We start from the raw sequence: 25,494 nt of genomic DNA on the forward strand, positions 1-25,494 counted from the left end.
ACGCGTGGCCGGCGGATCCCTGACCCGCGCCGACATCGAGGCATGGTCCACCGAGCACCTCGAGGCCGCGGCAACGCACTGGTCCACCACAGCCCAGGCCTGGGAGGACCACTTCACCACCATCCACACGGGCATGTCGCGGCCCGGCGGAACGACGTGGGAAGGTGCCGGCGCCGACGGCGCGGTAGAAGCCAGCTGGGTTGACCTGGTCAAAGTGCGCGGCGCCGCCGATGCACTGCACAGCGCTAGCGGGCACGCCACCAACGGTTCCGGTGACATCGCCTGGGCGAAGCGGCAGGCCTTGGATGCGATCGCCGAAGCGGAGGAGGACGGCTTCGCGGTCGGGCAGGACCTGTCGGTGAAGGACAAGACCGCGGGCTCCCTGCTGCGCGACTCCGCGAGCAGACAGCAGCGGGCCCAGGAGCATGCGCACGCGATCGCAGCTGCGGTGCAGCAGCTGGTTGGGATCGATAAGCAGACAGCCGACCGGATTCACGGCGCGCTGGCGCCGCTCGGCCAGTCGCTGTTCCCCGAAGATGGCGGGAAGCACGACACCGCGGTGAGACCGGTGGACTATCACCCCGGCGAGAAGCCAGGTGACAAGCACGACGGGAAGCCGGGCGAGAAGCCGCCCGGACCGAAGGACCCGCTGGCGGACCTGATCTTGCCACCCGACCCCGCGGCGAAGAAGCCCGGCGAGAAGCCGCCCCCCTCGCCGGAATCGTTGGCGTCGCTGATGCTGCCGCCCGACCCGGCGAATCAAACGGGGAAGCCGCCGGTGGATCCGCTGGGCGCTCTCACCGCGCCGCCGGGTACTTCACCGGGCCAGGCAGCGGCGGCGACGCCGAAGTTCGACCCGAACACTCCGGAGGGTCGGGCAGGTCTGGCCTTGGCGCGCCAAGTCCTGTCGACCGATCCCAGGGTGCCGCCCGCCGAGGTAGATCAGCGCCTGGCCGCGATGACCGCGAACGCGGAGAAGCCGCTGCCACCGCCACCTGTGCACGACCCCGGCCCGAAGTCATCCTTGCCCGGCTGGGGCGAACGCCTCGGCGATAAGTTCAACGACTTCACCAACAACATGCACGAAGGGTTCTACGCCCGCGGCCGCGAAACGCTCGACGGGATCGAGAACCTCACCGGCACCGGAGGACCCGGGCACCCCGGCGTCGCCGACTCCTGGAAGCAGCTCGCGCAGGGCACCGTCGACGACATTCGCAACGACCCGCTGCGCTGGCACGCCGCTCAGCACGAGGGCCACGAGATGGTCGACAACCCCGGCCGCTACGCCGGCAAGATGCTGTTCGACGGCACCACCGCAGCTGCCACGGCACCCTTGGGCGGTGAAGGCCTACTCGCGCGAGGCGCGCTTGAAGGAACCGTCGAGCGCGGTGTCCAGCAGGAGGTAACCCACGGTGTCGTGGGCCACGATCCCGCGCCCACAACCCCGCACGCACCCGCCGACGTGCCGACAGCCGGTGACCACGGGCTGATCGGGCACGGCAGTGACGCCGCTCCGCCGCCAGTGGAGCACCACAGCCCGCTCGAGGACATGCTGCTCGGCGGGCACCATGACGCAAACCCGGTTGACGTTCCGCCGACACACACCCCGCCGGCACCCGACGCCTTCGACCCCGGGCAGGGATCGCACTACAACTCCGGCGATCCGCACCACCCGGGTAACTGGCCGCCGCATACTCCCGAGTCGACGTGGCAGAAGGGCGACACCGAACCCGGTTGGCGGCACGTCAATCGGGGCCCCGACAAGCCGTGGATGGACTTCCAGGGGCAGGTCGGCGGAGTTGAACGCACCCCGGACGGTCACATCCCGGAGTACGTCCGGATAGACCCCACCACCGGGAAGCCGGTCGATTACGACGGGCAGCTTTTCCGTGGGCCGCAGGAGGTTTACCTCGAGGCGAAAGACGGGCATCGAGGTTTGGCCTTCGCACCAGACAGCACTTACTGGGAAGGCCGGGCTGACAAGACGCTGGAGCAGGTCGAACGCCAACTCCGCGCGCTCCCCCCCGATGCGATTCTGGAATGGCACGTCTCCGACCCGTACGGCGCCGCGGCGATACGAAAGCTGTTCGAGGCCAACGGCATCTACGACGTCCCAGTCATCTACACCCCGAGGGTGCCGTGAGCGATAGGATTAGCAGATCATGAGTACCGCAGTCACCGCGCCGGTATGGGGGAGCCGCGACGCGATCCTGCGCTCTGTGTGGGTCGCGACCGGAGAGTCCCCCGAATGGATCGCGCAGCGCACCGACGAGTTGCTGCGGCAGCTGCAGTCGGCCTTCGACGTGCCGTACTGGCGGACGTCGAAGGATCAGCGGTGGGAGGGTTCTCCCGCGGCCCTGGCCGAGATCGTGCGCGAGTTCGTCGGCACCGGCATCGACGGTGACCCGGAGCCCGAGAACGGCTACGTGTTCACTGTCTCGGGGGCGGGCCCGCGAGTTGCACCGCGCGTCCGGGTGTCTGCCGGCTCCGTCTCCACGGGGGGTCGACTCCCAAGCCACCACTTGACGGTCGAGCTTCGCGAGATGTACGTCGGTGCGATCACCGCGGAGGACGGCGACATCGTGTGTGCCGCGGTGGCCCGGACCTGGGGGCCTGCCATGTTCGCATTGGCTGACGACCCGACTCGGGGCACCGCTCGTCGCGGCAACTGGAAGATCGGCATCGGGTACCGCACCTGGATCAGCTCCGAGGTCGGCACGGTCAGCCGCGTCGCGGAGGGGCTCACCGCAACGGAATTGGCTGGGGGGACGTTGATCTCGGCGCCGGATGACTGGCCCGCAGAGCGGGTGGTCGCCGCGATGATGGAGACGCTCGCCGCGAACGGTCTCGACGAAGTGCCGCACTGAGCGGCTCCGGAGGGGCACGATGGCCTACATGGCCGGTCAGCTGGTCTTCTTGTTGATCGCCGCGGTGCTGATCGGTGGCGCGGTCTGGGCGGTATTGGCGATGCGCAAGCCGCGACCACCGCTCGAGGACAACGACGACGAGTGGTGACGCGGTACTCGAACACGCAGATGGCCGAACTGAACGCCGCAATCCAACCCCGCCTGTCGGTGGTGTACGACCGGTCCGCGGCGCTGTCCAGCAAGCGTGGGTGGCAGATCGTGGACCGGGCGATGAAGAAGGGCACCGTCGGCGGCGACGTCGGCACACGGAGCCGACGTGGCGGGTGGCCGGGATCGCCGCGGACGCGGTGATCATGCTGGCGAACATCCTGCGCCGGGTGGACCAGGACTGCTGAGCCGGCAGTCACGGTTGAATTCCATCGGCGGGGTCGACGCGCTCCGGCGTGCCCATTGCGGCACACTGGCAGCGTGTGCGGAAGGAGGTTGCGGGCACCGTGGTAGTTCGTGTGGACGTCGCCCCTAGTCTGCTGGAATGGGCGATTGAGCGCGCCGGATGGGACGACGACACCACCGCCCGCCGCGCACCGAAGCTCGACATGTGGATCAGCGGTGACGAACGCCCGACCCTCAAACAGCTCGAGAAGTTCGCCCACGCCACACACACCCCGTTCGGTCTGCTGTTCCTGTCCGAGCCACCGGACGAACCGGTACCGATCCCCGACATGCGCACGATCGGCAACGCCGCCGTCCCGCGACCGTCCGCGGACCTGCTGGACACCATCTACATCTGTCAGGCCCGGCAGGACTGGTACCGCGACTACGCGCGTGACCAGGGCGTCCCGGAGCTCCCGTTCGTCGGCTCCGCGACCGCCGACACCCCTGTCGTGCAAGCTGCCCAGATGATCCGCAGCGAGCTCGGTTTCAACCTCGCCGACCGCACGGCGTTTGCCAACTCCGACGAAGCCCTGCGCCAGCTCATCGACCGCATCGAGAACACCGGCGTGCTGGTGATGGTCAACGGTATCGTCGGCAGCGACACGCACCGTGCCCTCGCGCCGGAGGAGTTCCGAGGCTTCGCCCTCTCGGACCCGTACGCCCCGCTGATCTTCGTCAACGGCGCCGACACCAAGGCGGCGCAGATCTTCACCCTGATCCACGAGTTGGCGCACATCTGGCTCGGCGGGAGCGCGCTGTCTGACGCGGCGATGGCCTCGCGCGATGGGGTCAGCGAGGAACTGTGGTGCAACCGGGTCGCCGCCGAGGTGCTTGTGCCGCTGTCGGCACTGCGCGCCGACTACCAGGGCCAGCCGACGCCACAGGAGATCAGTCGGCTCGCGCGCCGGTACAAGGTGAGCACCCTCGTGATCCTCAAGCGGCTGTTCGACGCGAGGTACCTCGCCTGGGACGACTACCAGCAGATGTACAAGGACGAACGGGACGCGGTGATAGCGCACGCCAAGAACCGGCGTGGTGAGAGCGGTGGGAACTACTACAACACCCAACCGCTGCGTCTGAGTCGGCACTTTGCCCGCGCGGTGATCGCCAGCACGTACGAGGGTAGTACGAGCTTCAGGGAGGCGTTCCAGCTGTTGGGGACACGGAAGCACGAGACTTTCAGCAAGCTCGCCGATGAGATCGGGGTGAGTTGATGTACCTCGTGGACGCGAACGTGCTCATCGACGCGAAGAACCGCTACTACGCCTTCGATATCGCCCCGGGCTTCTGGAAGTGGCTGGAGGGTGCGCACACCGCTGGCCATGTGTGCAGCATCGAGGCGGTCCGCGATGAACTGGTCGCCGGTGACGACGAGCTCGCCGGGTGGGCCAAGACGAACAGCGCTTTCTTCCGGCCGATGGACCAGGCAACCACTACGCACTTCCCAGCGTTGACTATCTGGGCGAGTTCCCGGTCGTACACCCAGGCGGCTCTGGCTGAGTTCACCGGCAGTGCGGCCGATTATCTGCTCGTCGCATACGCTCGCGCGCACGATCACGTCGTGGTCACCCACGAACGGTCGAGTCCGGACTCACGGAAGCGGGTGATGATCCCGGACGCCTGCGCGGCGATTGGCGTGACGTCGCTCGGCCCGTTCGAGATGATGCGCCGGACCGGAGCGACGCTCGACCTGCCCAACTAGCCACGGCCAGTGCTGGGGCGGGTGCCGATCAACAGTTCGGACCCGTCGCGCAGGTTCCGCCGGGGTCGCCCGTAGATGCGACCCTCGCGGTGTCCGCGTACGGACGCGCCCGCTTGCCAGTGAGCCCCTGCTCCGTCAGTACCTCGAGCAGTTGGTCCGCGGCGTACGTGACGGACGTCGGTCGACGCCCCCGGCGCAAGTTCGGGCAAACGCGATCGGCATCCCGAGTACGTCTTCGAAGTCGACGATGCGCAAGCGTGTGATCCTTCCACGGGATGAGGTGCCGGACTTCGGCAAACCCCTAGACCATTCATGCGGTGGCGACCGGCCGGCGCTGGTGTCGGCGGTGACGGTGATCACCGGGCGTGTGTTAGCTGCCGCGGCGGCTGCCCGGCAGGCGTGGTCTCCACGCCGACACTTCACCAGCGGGAAATGTCTATGTGACGCCGATAATTTCAAAGTCCGATTGATCGGCTCCGTTCCCGATTGACACGGCAGTCCGGGTATGTGAAGGTAGCCAGGAATGCGCTGGGGGGTGCAGTTCGCCATTTAGGGGAGGGATAAGCAGCTTGAAGAAGCCATTGCGGTTGTCGCCGAGACTGCGGCGGTCCGCGGCCGTGCTCTCGGTGATGTCGATGCTTGTCGCCGGGGTCACGGTCATCGACCGCGACCGCTCCGGAGGCGTGGGTCTATCGGCGCTGCCCGGCGCTACCGGGCAGCCAGCTCCGACCGGCCCGACCGGGGGCGGCGGTTCTGGTGGCTCCGGCGGTGCCCCACCTTTCCCATTACAGCCACCGGAGATGCCCAGCGGTCCGCCGAACGGGTACAACAGCGGCTCATACCCGGCACCGGATCAGGGCAACGGCATATCGATCTACAACTCAGGCGCTCCGCAGAGCCCAGGCGGCAGCCAGGGCTATCAGCAGGCCCCGAGCTACCCGCAGCAGCAATTGCAGCCGGCCAACGGTGTCCAACCTCCGGATTATGACGCCCCGCTTCAAACCGCGCAACCGCAGGAAGCGCCGCACGCGTCAGCGGCTCCCACACAGTCGGCTCCACAAACTGAGAGTGCGCCGCAGCCACAGCAGCAGTCGCAGTCTGACCAGTCTTCGGATGATCAGTCGCAGCAGCATTGTTCTTCGACGGCGGCGGGGCTTCCCGGCATCACTGGAGGAGGCGGCCGCGGGCTCATCGTGACCCGCGGGTTGGGCAAGCTCCCCATGAGTCCACTGATGGGGCCGGGCTGTGTGGAGTGTCCGCCTCAGGCGGGTCCGGAACCGAAACCGCAAGCGCCGCCGTCGAAGGTCACCGCGCCGTGCCAAGGCGATTTCGACAACGTCGCGTCGATCTTGACGCTGCAGCAGTCGCCCTCCTCGGGAATCCCGTGGGGGATCAAACTGCAACCTGTGGTGTCAGACCAAGGTGTGGTGAACATGTCGGTGGAGATCTTTGTTGATGGGAAGCTCGCTAACGTCTACGAGCCTCACCTGCAGCCGTGGAACTACGTCTTCCATGGACCGCTTCCCCGTTCGTTCTCGGTGCGCTACGAGGCGGACAAGTACACCATGCATGCTGGCAGCGAGGTGTCATTCCTGTACCACTGGTATTCGGTGACCAAAACCGGTTCCGGTGGGTACGGGTTCGTCAATTGCCTCTACACCGCCGCGTAGACCACACCACCGCCGAACATGAGAGGAGATGACGTGAGCGCACTTCCAGGAAGCTTCGCCCCTGTGGTCGCCGACCTGCAGCGCAGTGGTTACCGAATCGACATCCACGCGCTGCCGGAGTCATCCGTCGATGACATGCAGCGCCGGGCCGGACTTTTTGGACTCATCCCGCGCAATGACAGTCTGCTCTTCGAGGTCGACATCAACGGCCAATCCATCGGTAGGGTCGGTGTGCATCCTGGGTCCCCGCTACCCCAGCAGATCGAATGGATCGCGGATCAGATTTCCACCGCAATGGCAGAAAACATGCGGGTCGACGGAAAGTCGGTCACGTGGCCACCGTGCCCGGACGGCAACATGCCCATGAAACCCAACATCATCGCCGGGGAGGCGGTCTGGGTCTCTCCGTACCCGGGATCGACGATGGCGCCGGTACCCGTCGGCCATTGGGGCAGCCCATCATGACAATGCGTACGTGGCTTGCTGTTTCGGCGCTGCCGGTGGTGCTGACCCTGGGAGCATGCACCCCCACACCCGCCCCCGGCGGCCCATCGTCCAGCCAGACGCCGCCGCCCGCGCCCCAGATCGATTACGGACATATCCCCGGGCGCTTTCCGCAACCGGCGACGACCACGAATGCCGGGCAAGCTCAAGCGCCCGTCGAAGGGTGCGTCAACGTCGAAGGCGCCGACGAACAAACACACCTGACCGTGGTCGATTGCGCAGCTCCGCACGCCTACATCGTCGTTCAGCGCGTCACTCACCCATCCGAATGCGTTGCGGACGCTGATCGGTTCCTGCACATGAAAACCGGCGACCAAGAATGGACAGCCTGCCTCGACCTCGCATGGGATGCACCACGCTGCATAAGCCTTGGGCTTCTCGTGACCTCAGTAGCCTGCGATAACACCACCGCGATCAATCGATACAAACCAATCAACCTGCTACTCAACGCGATCGATGTCTCGGGCTGCCCCAACGGCGGCTACCGCCACCCCGTACGCCGCTTCACCATCTGCACCCAACTCGTGGGATAGACCGCTTCAATGCGGCGCCCAATCGAGGCATCCTCGGCGACACCCTGGAAAGCCACTCGCCACCGACTGCGACGACCGCACCGTCGAACCGCTGTCCAAACCGTGGCCGGTGGTAACCAACACGGTGGACCCGCCGCGCGCAGCCCCGGGCGGTAGTCGTCTCAAGCACCCAATGCGACGGTTCACCGTCTGCGTGGCCCAGGTCGCCTAAGGAGGACAGTTGGGTAGGGCGTTTTCTGCTGCGGAGCGGGCAGTGGCACTGGATCTGTCGGTGCCGCCGAAGCAGGCCGCGCAGCAGTTGGGGCGCAGCGAGGGCACGATCCGGTCGATGCGGGCCAAGGAGCGGTTGCGGCGCCTACCGGTCCCGGACGGCCAGCACGGTACCCAGTACGCGGCGAGGACCTACGGCTGCCGCTGCGAGCCTTGTCTGGAGGCCGCGCGTGCGCATGAGCGGGCGTGGGCGGCGGGGCGGCCGTTAGAGGCCAAGGTGCGCAAAGCCGCTCTCACGGCGGTGCGCCATGCCGGGCAGCAGGATCAGCGCAATGAAATCTGGCGGGCGCGCAGTGCCGCAGTCGCAGAGATCACTGAGCCTCAAGCAATTCGGGCGGGAGAGCCCATCACCGACGAAGACATCGAGATCGCCTGCGATATGTCGATGACCGTGATGGAAGCGGCATTGGCGTTGGGGCGCACGGCGAGGGCGGTGGGCAAGATTCGTTCTCGGTATCGCAATCGCCATGACCCTGCCCAGCAGCCGCGCAACAGGCCGTGGACCGACGACGAGCTGGCCATCGCCCTGGACGAATCGATACCGCTGGAAGAGGCGGTCACTCGCCTTGACCGCAGCCCGCAAGCCATCGCCGCCAAACGTGCCATCGCCGCGGCCGGAGCTGACGCGCAGCGATAGGTATCTCGAAGTCCGGGGGATAGCATCGCCGGGCCAGCGATGCCCGTGCGGAGCGGTTTTTATTGGATTTGGTCTAACTGGAGCGTTCTGTCGCCACCCGCGTGGTCCCGAGCGATCAGTCGGTGGGCGTGCCCGGAATGGCTCAACCTGCAGCCGGGATCGCTCTGCCGTGACGACGTCGCGGGTGCCGTAGCCCGGGTCGCGCCGCACCCGGCTCTGGGTGCGGTCGCCGCGCCACGATCGGGCGCATGCGCTGGATTCCCGAGTCGACGACCCTCGAGCTGACCGCCCGGAACGTGCAGGCCCTCCTGGACAAGCTAGACGATCCCGTGTCTGCTCGGACGTTGGTGAGCCCGTGCGGCGCGGTAACAGTGACGGCGACCGAAACACCCGGCGCCGCCGAAGCGGCAGCCCGGCCGGGCACCGTGCCATTGACGCACAGCCAACTCCAGGAGTTGGCGGTGGAAGGCGCCGAGGTGCGGGTTGCCGCCGTACGAGTGATCAGCGTGACTGACGCTGACCACTACTCGGATCGCGCGGCGGGCGTGGTGTACATGCCTACCAGCGGCGAGTATCGGTGACCTCACCTGCAGCGGCTGCCGCCGGCCGAAGGACAGTGGGTCTACTCCGCGCTTCGGCCGGTTCTGCGCAGCGGTCCCGCCGCTGCATAGGGCTTCGTCGAATGTCTCGCGTCCGTTTGATACCGGCCTAGGTGTTGCAGGGCTGGGATTAGCTCTCGGAATCGGCCACGGCCCGCAGCGGATCCAGATGCACCGCGATCACGCTGTCCGCGATGCTCCGATCGAATTTCCAATACTTGTGAACGATGTTCGTTCGAAATCCACTGATAGCTTTCCAGTCGACGCTCGGGTGACGGGCTTTCAACTCGCCGCTGAGCTTCCCACACGCTTCCGCGACGATGATCAGCTGCCGGTCCACCGCATCGACATGGATCTGTTCTTCCAGTTCCGTTTGTGGCCGGTGTTCGGACTGGTACCTGGTGATGGTGTCTATGGCCGCGACAATATTTTGGGCATAACGGGAATCGTGCCGTGTCGGATCGGTCAAAGCGGGATCGTCTTCCCTCGAGAAATCGATGCGGCGACATCTTCCCGGGCGAATTTGAGTACCAAGACGTCGACTCCGACCCCCAGCAGCTCCTCCAATTCGACAGATAGCCCAGCGGAGTTCATGAACTGCTGGCCCGCGGACTGACCCGGGAAGTCAACGAGCAAATCGATGTCGCTGTCGCCCTGCGCCACGCCGGCCGCCACCGACCCGCATACGCGGATGTTGGCGGCTCCGCGGGCACGCGCAGCTCTATTGATCCCTCCGCGATGATGGCGCAGGAGCCGCAGCAGCCGATCAGAGTCTGGTGACATCTGATCTTTGACATGGCCCGCAGTGCTGCCCATGCGGGTGATGTTACCGATCGGCAAGTCACCATGCGTTGAATGAGGCATGGGCGGTGCGGGTGCTCGTGTAGTGGCCGCCTGCTCCTACTCCGCGCTCTCCGGCCGGTTCTGTGCAATGGTCCCGCCACGCACCGCCTCGCCGATCGTTTCGTGCCCGTTCATCCTGGCCGTTTCGGGCGTGTGCTTGGCAACGGGGGTGCTCTGCTTCCCGGCCGGCGCCCCGTTGCCGCCCATACCCGGCATCATCGGCATACCCTGGCCCATCGGTTGTCCGCCGGCGCTAGTCCCGGCTGGATTCGCTTGCGGCGCAACGCGCATGGCGTTCTCCGGTGCGCCGGCGGCCAGAGCGGTGCGCGGGGCGTCGGAGCGGCCGCTGACCTGGGCGTCGGTGTGGAGGCCGGCGACGCTTGTGCCGGTGGTGGCTGGCGGGGACGCACCTGGAGCGGTCGGTGCTGGCGACGCCGGCGTGATGCTGGCGGTCGGGCCCAGTACCGGGACCGCGGCCGGCGCCGACCCGATCGCACGATCCAAATCTTCAGTCGTGATCGCCTCGCCCTTGTCCTGCTGCGGATTTGAGCCGCCACCCAGCTGCGGCGCAGGCGGCGGAGCAACGGTTGGAGCGGGCGCCGCGGGCTGCTGGGGCTGAGGAATCTGCGCAGGCTGGCCCGGGTTCTTCTGGCCTGCCATCAGCGCCGCGATCGCCGCCTCATTGGCGGGGGAGCTGCCGGCAGAGCTCGGTGATGTGGCCGCGGCGGCCGGAGCAGGTGCGGTGCCGGGAAGCGCCGCGGCGGACCTGGCGGCGGGGGAGGGCGAAGCGGACGGACCAGGAGCCGACCGGGCGGCGGGAGCGGGGGACGGTTTGCCACCAGGAAGATTCCGGCCGGTCGGGTCGCCAGCGCGCTTCTCATTCTTCTGATGGACTTTGCCGTCGAGGGTGTTCGCGATCTTGTCAAACGCCTCGACCAACGCTTTGTCGGCGCTATCACGCGCAGCTCGCAGATCCCGGGAGCGGTCCCGCGCTTGTCGCAGCAATTCCGCGAGTCGCGCCACCTCTGCTCCACTGGAACCGCTCGTCGCGGACGCGCTCAGCGCAGCGCTGGCCTGCTTCACGGCGGTGTCGGCCTCCTGAAGCTCGGCACGGGTCGGGGCCGTCTTCTTCCACGCGTCGGCCGCACGCTTCATCGCCGATACCGCGGCGCCAGCCGCGACGGCGGCCGTGGCCTGCGACTCGAGTTGCTGGCGGATGGCCACCAGATCGCTGTGGACCTTGTCGACTTCGGCGGTCTTGTTGCAAGTCACGAGACCGGCTGCGGTTTTCTGTAAATCATCGGCCGCGGCTTCCAGTCCGCGGCCGATGGCGGTTAGGTCGTTGGCGGACGTTCCATCCAAGAACGTGAAGTCGTAGTCGGGATACTCAGACAGATCCATGCCCACATGCTCCGGTGATCGGCAGCCCCGTCCCATGCCAGGGCGCGACTCACGCAGGAGCAGTGACGGCCACTGCGTCGAGTCGCGCGAGGGTGGGAGCGAGGTATGTGGCCGTGGTGCTGATGCTGTCGCCTCCTTCGAGGAGGCCGACGAGTGTTGCTCGACGGTCTGGGCCGACCACGAACACTGGTGCGCCCGAATCACCTTTAGCGGATTCCGCGGCGAATCGAAGAAGCCCGTGGTCGCTGGTAGCCATCACCGCTCCGCATTGGATGCCTGACTTTGCGCCGTCCAGGCATATCGGCGTTCCAACTGGAAGTGCCTGCACCGCTACTTCGGGCATCACGCCAGCCACGGGGAAGCTCCCCGCGATTCTGGCGGCATCACGGGGTAGGGGCACATCGGTCCAGATCACGGCGGAGTCCTGAGCCGTGCCGTCGTCTTCTACTGCATTGCTGGTCGTTCCCAGCAAGATTTGAGGCGACGTCTTTACGTCGGCCGTTGCAGACAAGTACTGATCAGTGGCAGCGTGCGCCGCTGTGCAGTGTCCAGCAGTTAGGAACCCGTGGCGGGATCCGGTGGTTACCGCCGGTCCGAGAGTGCAGGGAATCGCAACACCGTCGGCATCCCGGTGTGCCACGGAGACTCCGGGAAGCGCGATCGTGCCGAACTGAAAACCCTCGGTGTCACGCGGTGGGTCTGCAACGTCACCATGCACATCCAGGTACTGCTGAGGAGCCAGTGATGGCGGTGGCGCTTCCGCCGGCATCACTACTGTGCGCGCTTTCGCATCGTTGGTCACGACAGGCGCACCCGAAACCGGATGAGCGCATGCGGAAACAGTCGCGCCGGTCAAGACCAGCGCGACGGCGACGGCTGTCGCACTCGCGTGCATACACCAAGGGTGTCACATACGCGATTTGCATCGCTAGCCAAGTTGTCACGTCCCGACACGCCGACCTCGGATCGTCGATCCACCCTTCGCTGCACTGGCGCATACCTTCCCGAGATGAGAGGTAAGTTGCCCGCCTGACCTGGTGAAACGGTCAATAAATCCGTCACCGCTGGCATCTACCTGCATCAACACGTAGCCGTCGCGGCAACCGAGGGTGCCTCTGCAGAACCCTCTCCCGATACCTGTAGGGGTATCTAGATGCGTTACATTTTTAGTTAGTTCTACTAGTTACATGTTCTGATTTGGATGTTCTCTGTTTTAGCAAGTATCCGGACACAGAGGCACCCCCGATTACCACGACAGCTGCGTCAAACCTCAGCGCAGCATGGATTCTGACCGCAGTGTTGACCATCAGCGCAGTTCAAACGGGAAAGTCAGGCCTCGTTTCGGGAAGGTATGCGCCAACCGCAAGCCGCGATCGGGCGGAACACTCGCGAAAAGCAAGTAGCTGCGGATCAAAACCGCGCATGGACTCGCCTTGCGGCTTCGGCCGGGTCCTGAGGTTTCGCCACCACCTTCGGCCGCCGGTCACTTTCACCTCACTGGAGCATGGTTTCCGGGATGCAGCTCGACCGGCGGGCCGCAGATCGCAAGCGGAGACCGGAGAGCGCGCTGTATTGGTGGGGCCCGGTGTGCCGCGCACTCTGCACCTGAATTTGCACCCACATCGGCTAGGTTCCGCCCATGGGTTCGAGCTTCACGCTGCAGGACGTACCGGAGCGCCTTCGCGCGCAGTACGCCGCGATGCCGCCGCATCTGCAGGCGACTGCGCTTGCCATGCTGGCGCGCACTCGGGACGCGCGCCAGCAGCGTGAGCGTGAACGAAAGATCGTCCTGCCCGCTGCGCCGATGATCGACGAACGTGACCTGGTCATGTCGGTACTCAGTCGGTCCTGCGACGAGATGGTCGATGGGGCGACCGCACTTCATCAACGCCGCGAGATCGACGCCCAACTGGGAATCCCGCATCAAGACCGCGACATGTACCCCCACGCCCACAATCAGCAGGTGAAGATGCTGACGCTGTCCGAAGCGGCCGCCATCCTCGACATCAGCGAATCGGCCGTGCGACGCCTGATTCGCGGCCGTGGATTGCCGTCGGTCCGGTTCTATCGGACGGTTCGCGTTCGATCGGACCACGTGTGGGCGGTGCGCAACCGAATGGCGGCAGGGCATCCGCTTAGTAGCCGCGAGCTGGTGCGTCACCGTCGCGGTGAGGTCTACCGCGGGGTGCCGCTGGAGGAAGTTGCCGCGACCCTGCGGGTGCACCCGCACACCGCGTGGCGGTGGTGGCGCCGATACGCGAATAACGCCGAACCCGATGCCCCGGTTACAGACTTGCCGTGGCGCGTGGTTGGCCGGCGCGACAGTGCACTGGTTCCTGAAGATGTGCTCGCCGCGTGGGAGGTTCCGTACAACCCCGCCTCGTTGCAGCTCATCCGATTCACCGACGTGCATCGGCTCAGCGCCCGCGAACGGCGGCTGATCGGCGAAGTGCACCGCCGCGAGAACGTGAGACCGAACCAGGTGCGCCGCACCGACAAGGTTCGTGACGCGGTGTCACGTACTCGGCTGTACACGATGGCCGAGGCTGCGCTGATGATGAACATGACCGCATCCGGTGTGCGTAAGGCGATCGAGCGCGCGGGGATCAGCACCTCGATGCTGTGCGGCCAGCGTCGAGTACGCCATGACGACTTGTTCCAACTGATCAATCAGCGTTCACGAAAGATTAACCAGCGACTGCGTCCCTGGTTCACCCCGGACTACGGGGATGACCCCGCCATGGTCCCGCTCGCAGAGGCCGCGGAGCGCATCGGGGTAACGGTGCGGACCCTGCGCCGCCGAGGCGCTGTCGGAAAGATCGAGCTCGTGACGTCCGACGGTCAGCTGTTCATGCGCCGCCACGAGGTGCACGCGGCGATTGCCGACAGCGCTCAACGCGCACACAGGTCCGACGAGCGCCGAACGCCATCATCTGCTTCGCTGAGCCAGGCGCATGTCGATTCGTTCGTCGCGTGGGCCCGTTGGCGTTATCCCGACATGGACCCGGCCGCCGCGCTGTACACCCGGGCGCGTGCGGCCGCACACGCCGGCTGCCGACCCAGTGTCATCGATGCGCTAGTGCATGAAGGGCTGATACCCGCGCGCCGTGCCGGCCGAGATTTCCAGATTCGGCTGGTCGACCTGATCGCCGCGGGGGTCTTCAGTGCGAAAGTGGCGCGCATGTGCCCGCGGCTTCAGGTGAGCGACCCGCAGCGGCGCCGCAGCATCGAAGCAGAATTCTTGACGTTCGATCAGGCTGCCCGGCCCCTGCAGCGCCCCGCCTCGGAGGTGCGCTATCTGGCCCGGATCGGCACCTTGAACGCTGTCCGGTTCGGGGCCGGAGCGCATCGCCTTCACGAAAGCGAAGTGTTCGGCCCGGCCCGGGCCCGGTTCGACGAACAAGCCCGCCCCTACAGCATGTACACCCCGATGCGGCACATGGGATTTGGCCACACGGTCAATGACGCCGCGGCGTTGATCGGTGTCAGCGAACGCACCGTACTGCGAATGATCTCGCGAGGGGCGCTGCAGGCCGTTGACGCCACCAAACTGAAGTGGCGCCGCGGTGAGAGCGGAATTCTGATGAAGCAGCCGGTTCGGGTCAACCATGGCGGGCTACTGGTATCGGACCGCAGCGTGGCCGCCGCCCGTCGTCTGCGTCAGATGCGTGGGGAGTTGCCGAAAGACGATGTGCCGATCACTGTCGAGCACGTGCGTGGGGGAACGGGGCCGCAGCTGCAGCCGTGGCAGCGGTACATGCTGGTGGACGACCGCGGAAATCGTCTCGACGAGTATGGGCGCGAGGTCGCGGGATGATGGAGCGCGCTACTTCTTACGGGCGCGTTACGTCGCCGAGCAGGTTCGCTAGGGGGCGCGTGGCGGTGGCGGGCGTGCTTGCGGCGTGATCCGCTTCCTCTTCGCAGCCGTCGCACCACTCGCGCGACGAGAGCGTGAGGCACTCGTCGCCGCAGTTCGCGCAGGGCCGCTCGGTATGAAGCACGAGGTCGTCATCTTCGGACACAGCGACAGTGGACCCGCGGTCGGGTGCAGTTGTCGCAAGCGGCGCGGTTACCGTGCGCAGATCACCCGTGTGCCGCCGTCGTCGCCGATGCCGATCAGTTCTTCGTAGCCTTCTTCCAATCGGCTGATCAGGCTCTCGAACGTGATCGGGATTTCGCGCATCTCGGCGATCAGCGCTTCGAGTTCCAGCGACGTGGCCGGCGCGGAGCTTCCCTCGATACGAACCTCGAAGCGCTTCCCCGTGGAAGCTGCGCGCATGCGGTTGACCAGCACTGCATCGGTGAGAACGTATGAGCTGAGGCGGGTGGAGGTCATTTGCGCGACGTTCCTTCTCGGCCGTGCCGATGTTGATCCCCAACGCGCTCAGGTGGTGGAAGTCCTGAGCGCGTCGGGAGCTTCTCCTGACTCACAAGAGCATACCTGGACGTCTAGACAAGTTCTATCGTTGTCGCGGTGTGTTGCGTGCCCCGCGGCAGATCAGTGAGCTGGAAATTCGTACTCGAGCAGGTAAGCCGACGCGATCTTGACGGTGTCGCAGACCTCGACCGGCACGCCGCTGCTGTCATACGCGGTCCGGATCAAGGTCAAAACAGGTATGCCCGGCGCCGTCGCGAGCGTTCGGCGCTCGTCAGGGGTGGGCATCCTTGCCCCGACTTCTTCGGTGAATCGGGCAAGGATGTGGCCGTTCTCCTCTAGTCGGGCATAGATGCCACCAGGTCCGGTATCGATCTCCTCGATTCGAGTGCCCTCGGCGAACGCGACCGGAATGTACGAGACGGCCGTTTCGACCGGCCTGCCATCTGCGAGATATCGCCGGGAGCGGGCAACCACTTCGTCGTCAGCGGGGATGCGCAGGCGTTCGGCGACGCTGGGCGTTGCTTTTTCGCGACGCACCACAATGCTGTCGACGCTGGCGGTATAGCCGACGGATTCCGCTTCGACGTCGAACGCCGATTTTCCGGCCTCCCGGTGCTTGCGGGCGAATCGATCCGAGGCCAGGCGCTTGATCGGCGACGCAGCCCGCACGAACACTCCGCGCCCGTGCTCAGCGTGGACAAGTCCTTCGGTGCGCAGTTCCTGCAATGCCTGCCGGATCGTCATCCGCGCGACGCCGAAATGTTTGACCAGTTCGGCTTCGGACGGCAGTTGGCTGCCGGCTGGGAAACGTTGATCCTCGATGGCGGTGCGCAGGATCGCCGCGATCTGTCGATAGGTGGCCCGCTCGTCGTTCTCGTCGAGAGTGTCGAGTTGCAGCACGCGTCTACCTCCCAACTGCTCTAGATGACTAAACCAGTCCACTGTACTGTTTAGAGCACGCCAAACTCCGGCTCGGAACGAATGGAGATGAACTGGTGACCTCTTCACCCAGGCACTCGGTCAGCGTCGCCGGCGTCGTGGTGGACGACGCCGGACGCGTATTGACTATCTGCCGCCGAGACAACGGACGGTGGGAAGCGCCGGGCGGTGTGCTCGAACTTGGTGAATCGTTCGAAGACGGCGTTCGCCGAGAAGTTTTCGAGGAGACCGGACTTCAAGTCGAAGTGCAGCAGCTCACCGGGGTCTACAAGAACGTCAGCCGCGGCATCGTCGCGCTGGTTTTCCGCTGTCGCCCCGCTGCCGGTAGCGCCCGCCCGACCGCGGAGGCGCGCGACGTCATATGGATGGACGCCGACCAGGTGGACACGATGATGGCGCCAGCGTTCGCGATTCGGGTGCTTGATGCCCTCGACGGCGGTGTGCACACCCGCACCCACGATGGAACCAACCTCGTTGCACCGTAAAGCGGCTATCGCCGCGTCACGGCAAGGTGGCGGCCGATGGCATCAGTCGCCGTAGACGTAACGCTCGTATCTCGCTTCAGCTCTCTCGATGGCGGCGTCTTCGTCGAAACGATTGGCGATGAGTTCCTCGAAATCTGTGTGGTCCTCGTCGTAGCGGTCATGACGTCGGTCGCTGTTGCCCATGCTGTTTGCCTCCCCGCGTGCGGCAGTTAAGTGCGGTCGCACGCTAGGGCCGAACAGGTGTGGCGGACGGCGGGGGCGCGGATCAGCCCAGGCCGCCAGCGGGTGATGCGGCACCTTCGACGGCCGCCAGTAGGGCTGTTTACAAACGCGAAATCTCAACGCCGTCAACAAGGTTCAGGATCAGGGTGTTGTCCCGCGTCGAGGAACTGTCGTCGGCGAGCCCGAACACATGAGTGTTACCCCTCCACGCGCTGTAGCGAATGTGGTAATGCCCGTGGAACATCAGCGCCGGCCGGGTCGCGTCGACCACAGTCCCCACGCGCGCACGGTGCTCATCGGCAATGGCGATTTGGCTGGGCGGGAAGAGATTCGAGGGAAGTCCAGGGATGTGTACGCCCGTGGGCGCATCGTGGGAGACGATCACATCGACTTGTCCGCCGGCGACCGCCCGAGCCACGTCGCAGTCAGAGAGGTGCTCCTCCGGCCACCACGACACGCCCTCTTTGCGCATGTGACTGTCGACGGAATGCGCTCCGCCCAAAGCCATCCAGGTAAAGCCGTGCCAGTTCCATCGCAGACCTCGATGCAAGTGGAACACATGCGAGCTGATCTGTCGCAGGCCGGTGTCTGGGTCGACCGGCAACGCAAGGAGTCCCGGGAAGTACTCGTGATTGCCATCGACGACGAGCAGTATCACGTCATGTTTGGTGCACGCGTCTTCGACGGCGCCGAGGTAGCGTTCGGTGCCCAATCCTGGTGTCCAGTAACCGAAATCTCCGAGCTGGATCACAACCCGGATGCCGCGCAGTGCCGCCGACCAGACGGTGGTGCATGCCCGGTGCGTATTGCCGTGCCAGTCACCAGCGAGCATGACGGCGGCTGGTCCCGGCTCGGCGAGTGGGTTGTCGATACCAGGCATGGTCCGTTCGTTTCCTCGTGGTGCTAGTCGAATCCAAGCATGGCCGCTAGCTCGTTAAAGGGTCTGCTGCACGATCAGGTGACAGTTTCGGTCACGCGGCCTGACTGGCCGGTGTGGTCATGATTGCTTCGAATTCGATCGGGGTCAACCGCCCGAGGCCGGACTGGCGGCGGCGCCGGTGGTAGGTGCGCTCGATCCAGGTGACGATCGCGATACGGAGTTGTTCTCGGGTGTCCCAGCGGCGGCGGTCGAGCACGTTCTTCTGCAGCAGGCTAAAGAAGCTCTCCATGGCGGCGTTGTCGCCGGCGGCTCCGACACGGCCCATAGAGCCGACCATCTCGTGTTGATTCAAGGCGTGTACGAATTTCCTTGACCGGAACTGAGATCCGCGATCCGAGTGCAGAATGCACCCGCGACATCTCCGCGTCGGGCTACCGCGCTGTGTAGTGCCCGGATGGCCAGTTGTGACTTCATTCGGGAGTCGATGCTGTAGCCGACGATCCGGTTGGAGAACACGTCCTTAATCGCACAGAGGTAGAGCTTGCCCTCACCGGTGCGGTGCTCAGTGATGTCACTGAGCCACAACTGATTTGGCCCTTCAGCGGTGAAGTCACGCTCGACAAGATCGTCGTGCACCGGCGGCCCGACTTTGCCGTTCTTGCCGCGTTTCTTACCAAACACGCTCCACAGTCGATTCTGCGAGCAGATCCGCCATGCGGTGCGCTCGGCCATCGGCTCGCCGGCATCGCGCGCCTCCTCCACGAGGTAGCGGTAGCCGAACTCCGGATCGTCTGCGTGCGCGTCGAACAGCGCATTGGCGCGGTAGGCCTCGATGAGTTCGGCCTCGGTGATGGGGTCGGCCAGCCAGCGGTAATACGGTTGGCGGGAGAGCTTGAGTACCCGGCACGTCACCGCGACGGGGATCCCGTCGGCGGCGAGCTCTTTCACGAGCGGGTAGACCCTTTTCCCGGCAGATTGGCCTGCGATAAATACGCTGCGGCCCGACGCAGCACCTCGTTCTCTTGCTCTAGCAGTTTGATCCGCCGTCGGGCTTCGCGCAGCTCACCGGACTCGCTGGCGCTCTTGCCGGGCTTGGTGCCTTCGTCGATGTCGGCCTGACGGAGCCATTTCTGCAGCGTCATCGGGTGCACTCCGAAATCGGTGGCGATCTGCTCGATCGTTACACCGTCATCGCGGTTGCGAGCGACCCGGACGACGTCGTCGCGGAACTCGCGGGGGTAGGGCCTTGCCATGGGGACATCCTTCCAGCCCGCCCATGCTGGGCAAGCCAACTCAGATGTCACCTATTCGTGCAGCAGACCCAAACGGCCTCGTGCAAGCAATGCGTTCGGCGTGTTCCCGGCCGTCGCCGCCGGCAACGAAGTCTGTGAGACCGACATGCTCCGCGCACCGTTTGCAGACGGGAAGGTGCCCCAAAGGGCCGGCGTCGGCGACGCCGTTGGCGGGGTTGACGCAGCGGGCGAACCACTGACACTGCACCTCGAGTTCGGGGTCGCCGTGCTGGCCGGGTGGGTAGACCCGCGCGTCGATTCTGAGCTGGCTCATCGGATCTCCTTGCAGTGCAGCGCTGTCTGCGTCAGGGAATCTGCGCACTCAAGCTGGGAGCTCCCGGTAGTCGAACCGGTAGCCCTCTCCTGCGAGGTAGTTCTGCAGGCTGCCGCTGCCCTCGTCGGCGTAGTAGCCGTCGGGGTCGCATTCGCGGCGGATGTGGCTGAGTACGTCATCGACCGGGTCGGTTCATGGCTTGCCACATGGTCGTGGGGCTCCCGTCGTCGGCGTACACCGTCGCCACCGGGTATTCCGTGTGGATGTCGTTGGGGTAAGAACCGTCCATGAAGCGCACGGTAGGAGCGCCATTGCGCCAGCCGAGCCCGCGGCGCGAATTCACTACCGTCTTCGACGCCGCTGGGCTAGCCGTGCCACTCGAATTCACGGCCTACCAGGTCTGAGAGGTCTGCGCACTCGGTGACCTTGGCGTAGTAGCCGGCTTCTTTGTCGACGGCGTTGCCGTCACCAGTGCGGGGCAGGATGTTGTCTCCGGCCCAGTCGTCCATTTGGTCGGAATCAGTGAGGTCGGACGGGACGGGTACGTCGAACGTCTCCGTGTGCTCGTGTTCCTCGCCGTCGTACACGTCGGTGAAGGCCACCGTGATCTGCATGTGGTTGTCCTGTCTCGGGATCTTGAAGTGGCGTCGGTGCGAGCTGCGGTCTTTCCGTGCTACCGGGTGATCGCGGGGAATTCCTGGTCGCCTAGGTGCCGGGTACTCCGACCGAGTAAGCCAATGCCCCGCATTCTGGGCATTGGCCTGATGGCACCGTCCCACCGGGTTCGATTCGTTCGAGCAGATCGGTGATCGGCTCCAATTCGCTTACCTGACAGGTCAATCCGCAGTTGTCGCAGCATGCCTGTGTCATCAGTCTCCCCCGGGTGGTTTTCGAGCGCGTTCGACCTCGCGGTCGTTTCAGCGCACCAGCGCCGAGAAGCCGAAGGCTTCCAGTGCTTCTTGCCAGCTGTCGAAACTGCGATCCAGGTCCCAGTCGGCGTCGGCGCCGAAGTCGCTAGCCGCGTAGGACCACCGCCCCGAACTGTTCCGTGACACCGCAACCGCGACACCGTCGTCGGACCAGACGCGGACCTCGTCTGCGTCGCTCTCTGCGTGAAAGTCTGAGCTGATGTCATCGTCGCCGCGGCAGAACTGCAGGCGTTCACTCATGTTCATGATCCTTTCGGTGGAAACGTGATCAGCGTTTGAGCGCGGAGAGGCCCGACTGGTCGATGACCAGATTCACGGGCTCGTCGGGACCGCTGCCGTAGCGCCGAGTCAGGCAGGTGTGCAGCTTCTGGTAATCGGCTTCCTGCGCCAGCGGCCGTGAGCGCACGTAGTCGACAGTGGCGTCGCTGTGCTCGTCGACGCGGGCGTAGCTCATGACGTTCCCGGAAGTGCAGTGGCCCAGGGAATCCAGGAACACCGCCAGTGGTTCACCATCGTCTTCGAGTACGTAGGCGACGCGGTAATCGCGCATGTGTCAGGTCCTTTCGGTGTATCAGTCGCGAACTGCTCGGGCGCAGTTGTGCAACCCGTCGCCGCTGAGGCTGGTGTAGTCGAAATCAGCGCGCCGGCCTTTCCACGACGCGGCATCGCCGGGCCCGTGCGGTGCTTCGCTGCGGCCGTCAAGCAGCCATGGCCACAGCTGGCCGGCGAGCTCGTGGGCGGTGTGGCGATCGATGAAGAAGAGTTCAGAGTTGCCGCCGTAGCCGTCGTCGTCGAAGTACTCCCAGACGCAGATGATTCGGGTAACGGTGAGTAGCTGGATTCGGCCCAGCACACGGTTGATGTCCTCGGGGGTGTAGCCCTGGGAGAACCGTGCCTCGAATTCGCTCAGGTCGCCGTACATCTCGATCTCTTTTCCCCGGTGTGATCACTGCATGCACCAGCTGCGGACGCTAGGGCGCGCTGCCACCCCAACTCCGATGCGGCGCGCCTCGGCGCAACTGGACATACCACCTGTGGTCAGCTCGGCCCCATCAAAGTGAAAGGACAGGGGATGGTGCAGGATTCGCAGGCTGGAGCTGAGGCCTTGGAGGAACAGCACGGGCACTGGGGCGATCACAGCCAATACCCGGTGGCGGACTGGCAGTATGAGGTCGGCAACGGCGACACCCGACTCGGCTACTGGCCCTGGGTCGCGGAGAAGATCGCCACCGCACCATGAGTGAATGGAAACTGCAGCACGTCACCGGTACACGAACCACGTATGCCCGCGAGCTCGAAGGACTCGACCGCATCGTCGCCTACGTCGACTTCGATCAGTGGGAAGACGAGAGCACCCCGCCGTTCTATGAATGGTCTGTCCAGGATAGCTCGTGCGGGAAAGTGTTCGAGCAGGATTACGTCGACGGAACCGTCGGCTTGGAAGCCGCGAAAAGGGCGGCCGACAACGCCGCGGGCCGGCTGTTTCCGGGACGATGACCCAAGCGTTGCGTCATCTTCAGAGCGTTTGTCACGACCCCCAAGGTGAGTGGTGCGCATCGCCGCAGTGGCCTAACGTGCACGGCATGCGCAAAGCGGAAGCAATCCAAGCCGTTGCCGAACTCCAGGCTCACGTCACCGAGCTGGCGCCCGCTGTAAAACGGCTAGGCCTTCCCATGGACATTGACAGCATCATCGAAGAGCTCAAACAGCTTGAGGCACTGGCCCGTAGCTCTTACACAGCACGGATGTCACAAGTGGTGGTGGTCCGTGTGACAGAGCTGTCCCGGAGACTGTCAGCCGCCGTCCCAGAGGCGCAGGTACGCCTGAACTGACTCCGTGGCGGTCGGCGTGTCCTCGCGCCCCGGCCGCCGGTTTGAGCGGATTGCTGTTGTGCTGTGCCGACCAGCACACGTGAGGAGAACCGCGACATGGCGCTGACACTGGACGAGCTTTACCGCCGCATCGACGACCTGCATCTCGATGAGCTCGATTTGATTATCACCCGTGACGGAAGCGGATTCGCGGTCGAAGATGACCGTCGCGGTGGTGGTGTCCACGACATTGGTTCCAGCTACGAGGTTCCCGACTCAGCTGACGAACACGGCCGGTACGTGTTCAGCGCCGGTCCCTGGACCGCGTACCAGTACCACAGCTCGTACACCGCGCCGAACCGCGGCAACTATGAGCGCGAGATCGAGGACCTGGCCAACGGTGACGTCGTGCGGGTTCTGGTCGGTGTTACCGCGATCAGCGAGAACGACACCTGGGTGTTCGCGATCCGCTCGGAGGACTGACCGGTGACATGGCCCACGGCCGGTGACCGTGTTGCATTCACCCTGGCGCCCAGCGAAGACGTGCGCACCGGGACGGTGGTCGAGGTCCGCGATCCAGTCCCGCAACGGGACCCGCGGATACGCAGCGTCGACAACACCACGCACGTGCTCATCGCCGACGACCGCGGCGGCCAAGCTGCGGTCGAACTGAGTGCCATCCAGAAACTGGAGGACTGAACGTGGCTGGATTCACCGCGTGGCTCGACACTTTCGTCGACGAGAAAGGCCTCGACCTCGAGCACCGATTCGATGTCGAGGGGCCTGAGTGGGGCTGGAATTCGATCCCGCTCTCAGTCGTCATCGACACAGCGAAGCAGACCAGCTCCGCTGAGCAGGAGCAGATTAAGAGCACGTTGGTCGCGATCGACTTCAAGAACGGCGATGTGCTGCATTTCTTCGAACATCTCGCCAAAGCACTTGCGCACTAGCGCGCCTGATTCGACGACGAAGGGCACAGGATGTCTGACCGGTTCTGGGATGCGATCCGCGACGTGTTGACAGCCGCGGGGGAAGCAAAAACCGCCGATGAGCTGATCGCGGCTGTGGCCGCTGGCCCTGACCAGGCGGCGGGCTCGGGCGATGCGTTCTTCGCCGGATCCGGTGGCGATGACCAGCTGTTTGACGCGCTGGACCGAAACGCTTGGGAGGTGTTCGACGTCAAGGCACGCTATTGGTGGAAGGCCCGGTCCACACGGGACAACAGCGTGATCGAGTACGTCGAAGGCGATGTGAAGAAACTGCGATGACGGCACGTAGCGGTGGGCAGACTCCATGAGGATCGTCATTCACGCCCCGGTCATCCATTCGTTCATCCACCCCGCCGGACTTCCCCGCAGCGAGGCTGTGAACATTGCTCAAGGGCTCACCGCGGCTCTGGCCGACATGGGGATCCGGGTCGAACCCAGTGAGATCGAGATCCTGCCCGATTCCGAATGCTCGTGCCGGGATTGACAATCCACGAAGGAGAGACGTGATACCAGCTGCGACGCAGACGGTCGTGATCTACACCGACGGCGCCTGCCATGGAAACCCCGGGCCGGGAGGCTGGGGAGCGGTGCTGCGGTTTGGTGAACACGAGAAACAACTATTCGGCGGCGAGAAAACCACCACCAACAACCGCATGGAGTTGATGGCTGCGATCGTTGCGCTGGAAACGCTCACCGAGCGTTATCCGGTGCAGTTGTGGACCGACTCGCAGTATGTGCGTAACGGCATCACGAGTTGGATCGCCGGTTGGAAACGCAAGGGCTGGAAGACCTCGACTGGCCAGCCGGTGAAGAACATCGACCTATGGCAGCGACTCGACAGTGTTGCGGCTGGGTTCGCAGTGGACTGGCAGTGGGTGAAAGGCCATGCCGGCCATGAAGGTAACGAGCTGGCGGACAAACTCGCCACTCGCGGGGCCATCGAATGCGGTGGATCGACCGGTGCAGTCGACGCACCGCGAAGCACCGGCAACCGCGGGGGCTCGCGACGCGGACGCCGCCCCCGGTGAGCCGCGCGGCCACTCGGTGAGAGCGGAGAAGAGAATTGACCGTCTACATCGACGATATGCAGAGGCTCGCGCGGGTGGGCCGGCTACAGGCCCGATGGTCACACCTGATGGCCGACACCGACGACGAGCTGCACGCGTTCGCTGCTCAGCTTGGACTGCGGCGGGCCTGGCATCAGAAACCAGGCACCGCGATCTCCCACTACGACGTCACTGAGACGAAACGTCAACTGGCCCTGCGTCTTGGCGCGGTACCGATCGGCTACATGAGCCGTGAGTCGATGGATCTGATCAGGCGCCGTCGCGCGACTCTGCATAACTCCGGGGATTGTTGACGATGCTTTCGACAAGGAATACCGATCGCGCGTACTTTCGGACTACTGCACCAGTTGAAGGGTCAAGCCCAGAAAGTCGGTGAGGTCACGCACCGAGATGAATCCGAGTGGTGACGTGCTGTAGTGGCCGGCGTTGATCGCCTCCTGCAGCGCAACGACTTTCTGCTCGTCAGTCCGACGATCAGGCCACCGTTCAAGCACCGTAGTGGCGATATCGGTGTGTTCGATGACAATCGGGCTGGGATCGTAGGAAAGAGTGTCTTTGACAGAGACCTTCATGCGGTTCCTTTCTAACTTGATTCGCTGATCAACGGCATTGGCGAGCAGTAGTTCTCGAGCGCAAATACGCTAGGCCGCAGCATCTTTGAGCGCGACTGGTGCCTGTCAGTCCCAGCGTCCGCGCGCATCTTCTCGGTCGGCGCAGTTACCACAGAAGCCGTCGTAGCCCTCACCGTCATCGGCGTCCTCTGCGCA

At 64.9% G+C, this 25,494-nt stretch carries 36 protein-coding genes and 1 pseudogene; 23 read left to right on the forward strand and 14 right to left on the reverse strand.

The annotated features are described in order from the left end of the window. Positions 1-4 precede the first annotated feature (4 nt). The 10 genes from G6N59_RS28705 to G6N59_RS28750 all read left to right on the forward strand — a co-directional run bounded on the left by G6N59_RS28705 (position 5) and on the right by G6N59_RS28750 (position 9,199). Positions 5-2,143 carry a Tox-REase-5 domain-containing protein gene (locus tag G6N59_RS28705; RefSeq protein ID WP_234884215.1) on the forward strand — a complete coding sequence of 713 codons (2,139 nt, stop codon included), beginning with the start codon at positions 5-7 and terminating at the stop codon, positions 2,141-2,143. Positions 2,144-2,162: 19 nt separating this feature from the next. Continuing rightward, complete coding sequence (locus G6N59_RS28710) at positions 2,163-2,867, forward strand: hypothetical protein (protein ID WP_138230369.1); 705 nt, start codon at positions 2,163-2,165, stop codon at positions 2,865-2,867. Positions 2,868-3,115: 248 nt separating this feature from the next. Continuing rightward, positions 3,116-3,262 (forward strand): hypothetical protein, encoded by a 147-nt coding sequence (locus G6N59_RS28715; protein ID WP_163910737.1) that lies wholly within the window; start codon positions 3,116-3,118, stop codon positions 3,260-3,262. 111 nt (positions 3,263-3,373) lie between these two features. Beyond that, positions 3,374-4,516 (forward strand): DUF8813 domain-containing protein, encoded by a 1,143-nt coding sequence (locus G6N59_RS28720; protein WP_235678705.1) that lies wholly within the window; start codon positions 3,374-3,376, stop codon positions 4,514-4,516. Further along, the gene (locus G6N59_RS28725) at positions 4,516-5,004 is read left to right on the forward strand and encodes a DUF4411 family protein (RefSeq protein ID WP_138230372.1); all 489 of its coding nucleotides are present in this window, start codon (positions 4,516-4,518) and stop codon (positions 5,002-5,004) included. The genes G6N59_RS28720 and G6N59_RS28725 overlap by 1 nt, the downstream gene beginning before the upstream one ends. A gap of 569 nt (positions 5,005-5,573) precedes the next feature. Then, positions 5,574-6,674 (forward strand): hypothetical protein, encoded by a 1,101-nt coding sequence (locus G6N59_RS28730; protein WP_138230373.1) that lies wholly within the window; start codon positions 5,574-5,576, stop codon positions 6,672-6,674. Positions 6,675-6,707: 33 nt separating this feature from the next. Then, positions 6,708-7,139, forward strand: coding sequence for a hypothetical protein (locus tag G6N59_RS28735; protein ID WP_138230374.1), 432 nt, complete (start codon positions 6,708-6,710; stop codon positions 7,137-7,139). Further along, a complete protein-coding gene (locus G6N59_RS28740) occupies positions 7,136-7,711 on the forward strand; it encodes an LppU/SCO3897 family protein (RefSeq protein ID WP_234884216.1) in 576 nt (191 codons plus the stop codon). Before G6N59_RS28735 ends, G6N59_RS28740 begins: the two co-directional genes overlap by 4 nt. Before the next feature lie 253 nt (positions 7,712-7,964). Next, entirely contained in the window at positions 7,965-8,618 is a 654-nt protein-coding gene (locus G6N59_RS28745) for a hypothetical protein (protein ID WP_138230375.1), read from the forward strand. A 248-nt stretch (positions 8,619-8,866) separates the two neighbouring features. Further along, positions 8,867-9,199, forward strand: coding sequence for a hypothetical protein (locus G6N59_RS28750; RefSeq protein WP_138230376.1), 333 nt, complete (start codon positions 8,867-8,869; stop codon positions 9,197-9,199). Positions 9,200-9,347: 148 nt separating this feature from the next. On the opposite strand, the gene G6N59_RS28755 is transcribed toward G6N59_RS28750, so the two are convergent. From G6N59_RS28755 to G6N59_RS28765, 3 genes are all read right to left on the reverse strand, one after another. Beyond that, a complete protein-coding gene (locus G6N59_RS28755) occupies positions 9,348-9,686 on the reverse strand; it encodes a HepT-like ribonuclease domain-containing protein (RefSeq protein ID WP_163911850.1) in 339 nt (112 codons plus the stop codon). Beyond that, on the reverse strand, positions 9,683-10,033 hold the full coding sequence (locus G6N59_RS28760) for a nucleotidyltransferase family protein (RefSeq protein WP_163911853.1): 351 nt from the start codon (positions 10,031-10,033) through the stop codon (positions 9,683-9,685). Before G6N59_RS28760 ends, G6N59_RS28755 begins: the two co-directional genes overlap by 4 nt. A gap of 84 nt (positions 10,034-10,117) precedes the next feature. Beyond that, positions 10,118-11,461: a hypothetical protein gene (locus tag G6N59_RS28765; protein WP_138230379.1), complete on the reverse strand. Its 1,344-nt coding sequence runs from the start codon at positions 11,459-11,461 to the stop codon at positions 10,118-10,120. Positions 11,462-12,026: 565 nt separating this feature from the next. Between G6N59_RS28765 and G6N59_RS28770 the strand changes: the two genes are divergently transcribed. After that, positions 12,027-12,206, forward strand: a complete 180-nt coding sequence (locus tag G6N59_RS28770; RefSeq protein WP_138230380.1) for a hypothetical protein — start codon at positions 12,027-12,029, stop codon at positions 12,204-12,206. Between the two features lie 894 nt (positions 12,207-13,100). Continuing rightward, positions 13,101-15,278 (forward strand): helix-turn-helix domain-containing protein, encoded by a 2,178-nt coding sequence (locus tag G6N59_RS28775; protein WP_138230381.1) that lies wholly within the window; start codon positions 13,101-13,103, stop codon positions 15,276-15,278. 252 nt (positions 15,279-15,530) lie between these two features. On the opposite strand, the gene G6N59_RS28780 is transcribed toward G6N59_RS28775, so the two are convergent. Then, a complete protein-coding gene (locus G6N59_RS28780) occupies positions 15,531-15,797 on the reverse strand; it encodes a hypothetical protein (protein ID WP_138230382.1) in 267 nt (88 codons plus the stop codon). 162 nt (positions 15,798-15,959) lie between these two features. Then, on the reverse strand, positions 15,960-16,739 hold the full coding sequence (locus tag G6N59_RS28785; RefSeq protein WP_138230383.1) for a GntR family transcriptional regulator: 780 nt from the start codon (positions 16,737-16,739) through the stop codon (positions 15,960-15,962). A gap of 95 nt (positions 16,740-16,834) precedes the next feature. Here G6N59_RS28785 and G6N59_RS28790 point away from each other — a divergent pair, with 95 nt between their 5' ends. Then, on the forward strand, positions 16,835-17,263 hold the full coding sequence (locus G6N59_RS28790; RefSeq protein WP_138230384.1) for an NUDIX hydrolase: 429 nt from the start codon (positions 16,835-16,837) through the stop codon (positions 17,261-17,263). Between the two features lie 42 nt (positions 17,264-17,305). Here G6N59_RS28790 and G6N59_RS28795 read toward each other — a convergent pair whose 3' ends face one another. From G6N59_RS28795 to G6N59_RS28830, 8 genes and pseudogenes are all read right to left on the reverse strand, one after another. After that, positions 17,306-17,446 carry a hypothetical protein gene (locus G6N59_RS28795; RefSeq protein WP_163911856.1) on the reverse strand — a complete coding sequence of 47 codons (141 nt, stop codon included), beginning with the start codon at positions 17,444-17,446 and terminating at the stop codon, positions 17,306-17,308. Positions 17,447-17,585: 139 nt separating this feature from the next. Further along, on the reverse strand, positions 17,586-18,365 hold the full coding sequence (locus G6N59_RS28800) for a metallophosphoesterase family protein (RefSeq protein WP_138230385.1): 780 nt from the start codon (positions 18,363-18,365) through the stop codon (positions 17,586-17,588). Between the two features lie 91 nt (positions 18,366-18,456). Next, a pseudogene (locus G6N59_RS28805) lies at positions 18,457-19,618 on the reverse strand (IS3 family transposase). A gap of 40 nt (positions 19,619-19,658) precedes the next feature. After that, the gene (locus G6N59_RS28810; RefSeq protein WP_163911859.1) at positions 19,659-19,931 is read right to left on the reverse strand and encodes a hypothetical protein; all 273 of its coding nucleotides are present in this window, start codon (positions 19,929-19,931) and stop codon (positions 19,659-19,661) included. A gap of 365 nt (positions 19,932-20,296) precedes the next feature. Next, entirely contained in the window at positions 20,297-20,545 is a 249-nt protein-coding gene (locus tag G6N59_RS28815) for a hypothetical protein (protein ID WP_138233505.1), read from the reverse strand. A 303-nt stretch (positions 20,546-20,848) separates the two neighbouring features. Then, the gene (locus tag G6N59_RS28820) at positions 20,849-21,100 is read right to left on the reverse strand and encodes a hypothetical protein (RefSeq protein ID WP_138233506.1); all 252 of its coding nucleotides are present in this window, start codon (positions 21,098-21,100) and stop codon (positions 20,849-20,851) included. Positions 21,101-21,128: 28 nt separating this feature from the next. After that, a complete protein-coding gene (locus G6N59_RS28825; protein ID WP_138233507.1) occupies positions 21,129-21,410 on the reverse strand; it encodes a hypothetical protein in 282 nt (93 codons plus the stop codon). Positions 21,411-21,431: 21 nt separating this feature from the next. Further along, on the reverse strand, positions 21,432-21,782 hold the full coding sequence (locus G6N59_RS28830; RefSeq protein ID WP_138233508.1) for a hypothetical protein: 351 nt from the start codon (positions 21,780-21,782) through the stop codon (positions 21,432-21,434). A gap of 150 nt (positions 21,783-21,932) precedes the next feature. On the opposite strand from G6N59_RS28830, the gene G6N59_RS30645 reads away from it, so the two are divergent. The 10 genes from G6N59_RS30645 to G6N59_RS28875 all read left to right on the forward strand — a co-directional run bounded on the left by G6N59_RS30645 (position 21,933) and on the right by G6N59_RS28875 (position 25,020). Next, complete coding sequence (locus tag G6N59_RS30645; RefSeq protein ID WP_170212478.1) at positions 21,933-22,100, forward strand: hypothetical protein; 168 nt, start codon at positions 21,933-21,935, stop codon at positions 22,098-22,100. Then, complete coding sequence (locus tag G6N59_RS28835; protein WP_138233509.1) at positions 22,097-22,357, forward strand: hypothetical protein; 261 nt, start codon at positions 22,097-22,099, stop codon at positions 22,355-22,357. Before G6N59_RS30645 ends, G6N59_RS28835 begins: the two co-directional genes overlap by 4 nt. An 86-nt stretch (positions 22,358-22,443) precedes the next feature. After that, positions 22,444-22,692, forward strand: coding sequence for a hypothetical protein (locus G6N59_RS28840; RefSeq protein WP_138233510.1), 249 nt, complete (start codon positions 22,444-22,446; stop codon positions 22,690-22,692). A gap of 96 nt (positions 22,693-22,788) precedes the next feature. Further along, positions 22,789-23,154 carry a hypothetical protein gene (locus tag G6N59_RS28845; RefSeq protein ID WP_138233511.1) on the forward strand — a complete coding sequence of 122 codons (366 nt, stop codon included), beginning with the start codon at positions 22,789-22,791 and terminating at the stop codon, positions 23,152-23,154. A gap of 3 nt (positions 23,155-23,157) precedes the next feature. Beyond that, on the forward strand, positions 23,158-23,370 hold the full coding sequence (locus G6N59_RS28850) for a hypothetical protein (protein WP_138233512.1): 213 nt from the start codon (positions 23,158-23,160) through the stop codon (positions 23,368-23,370). Positions 23,371-23,372: 2 nt separating this feature from the next. Then, complete coding sequence (locus tag G6N59_RS28855; protein WP_138233513.1) at positions 23,373-23,621, forward strand: hypothetical protein; 249 nt, start codon at positions 23,373-23,375, stop codon at positions 23,619-23,621. A gap of 63 nt (positions 23,622-23,684) precedes the next feature. Continuing rightward, the gene (locus G6N59_RS28860; RefSeq protein ID WP_235678706.1) at positions 23,685-23,939 is read left to right on the forward strand and encodes a hypothetical protein; all 255 of its coding nucleotides are present in this window, start codon (positions 23,685-23,687) and stop codon (positions 23,937-23,939) included. Between the two features lie 25 nt (positions 23,940-23,964). Next, positions 23,965-24,144 (forward strand): hypothetical protein, encoded by a 180-nt coding sequence (locus G6N59_RS28865; RefSeq protein ID WP_138233515.1) that lies wholly within the window; start codon positions 23,965-23,967, stop codon positions 24,142-24,144. Positions 24,145-24,166: 22 nt separating this feature from the next. After that, positions 24,167-24,688, forward strand: a complete 522-nt coding sequence (gene rnhA, locus G6N59_RS28870) for a ribonuclease HI (RefSeq protein WP_197907932.1) — start codon at positions 24,167-24,169, stop codon at positions 24,686-24,688. Positions 24,689-24,723: 35 nt separating this feature from the next. Continuing rightward, positions 24,724-25,020, forward strand: a complete 297-nt coding sequence (locus tag G6N59_RS28875) for a DUF4031 domain-containing protein (RefSeq protein WP_138233517.1) — start codon at positions 24,724-24,726, stop codon at positions 25,018-25,020. A 42-nt stretch (positions 25,021-25,062) separates the two neighbouring features. Here G6N59_RS28875 and G6N59_RS28880 read toward each other — a convergent pair whose 3' ends face one another. Continuing rightward, positions 25,063-25,299, reverse strand: coding sequence for a hypothetical protein (locus G6N59_RS28880; RefSeq protein ID WP_138233518.1), 237 nt, complete (start codon positions 25,297-25,299; stop codon positions 25,063-25,065). Positions 25,300-25,494 lie beyond the last annotated feature (195 nt).

The sequence above is a fragment of the Mycolicibacterium aubagnense genome (assembly GCF_010730955.1).
Lineage (GTDB): Bacteria > Actinomycetota > Actinomycetes > Mycobacteriales > Mycobacteriaceae > Mycobacterium > Mycobacterium aubagnense.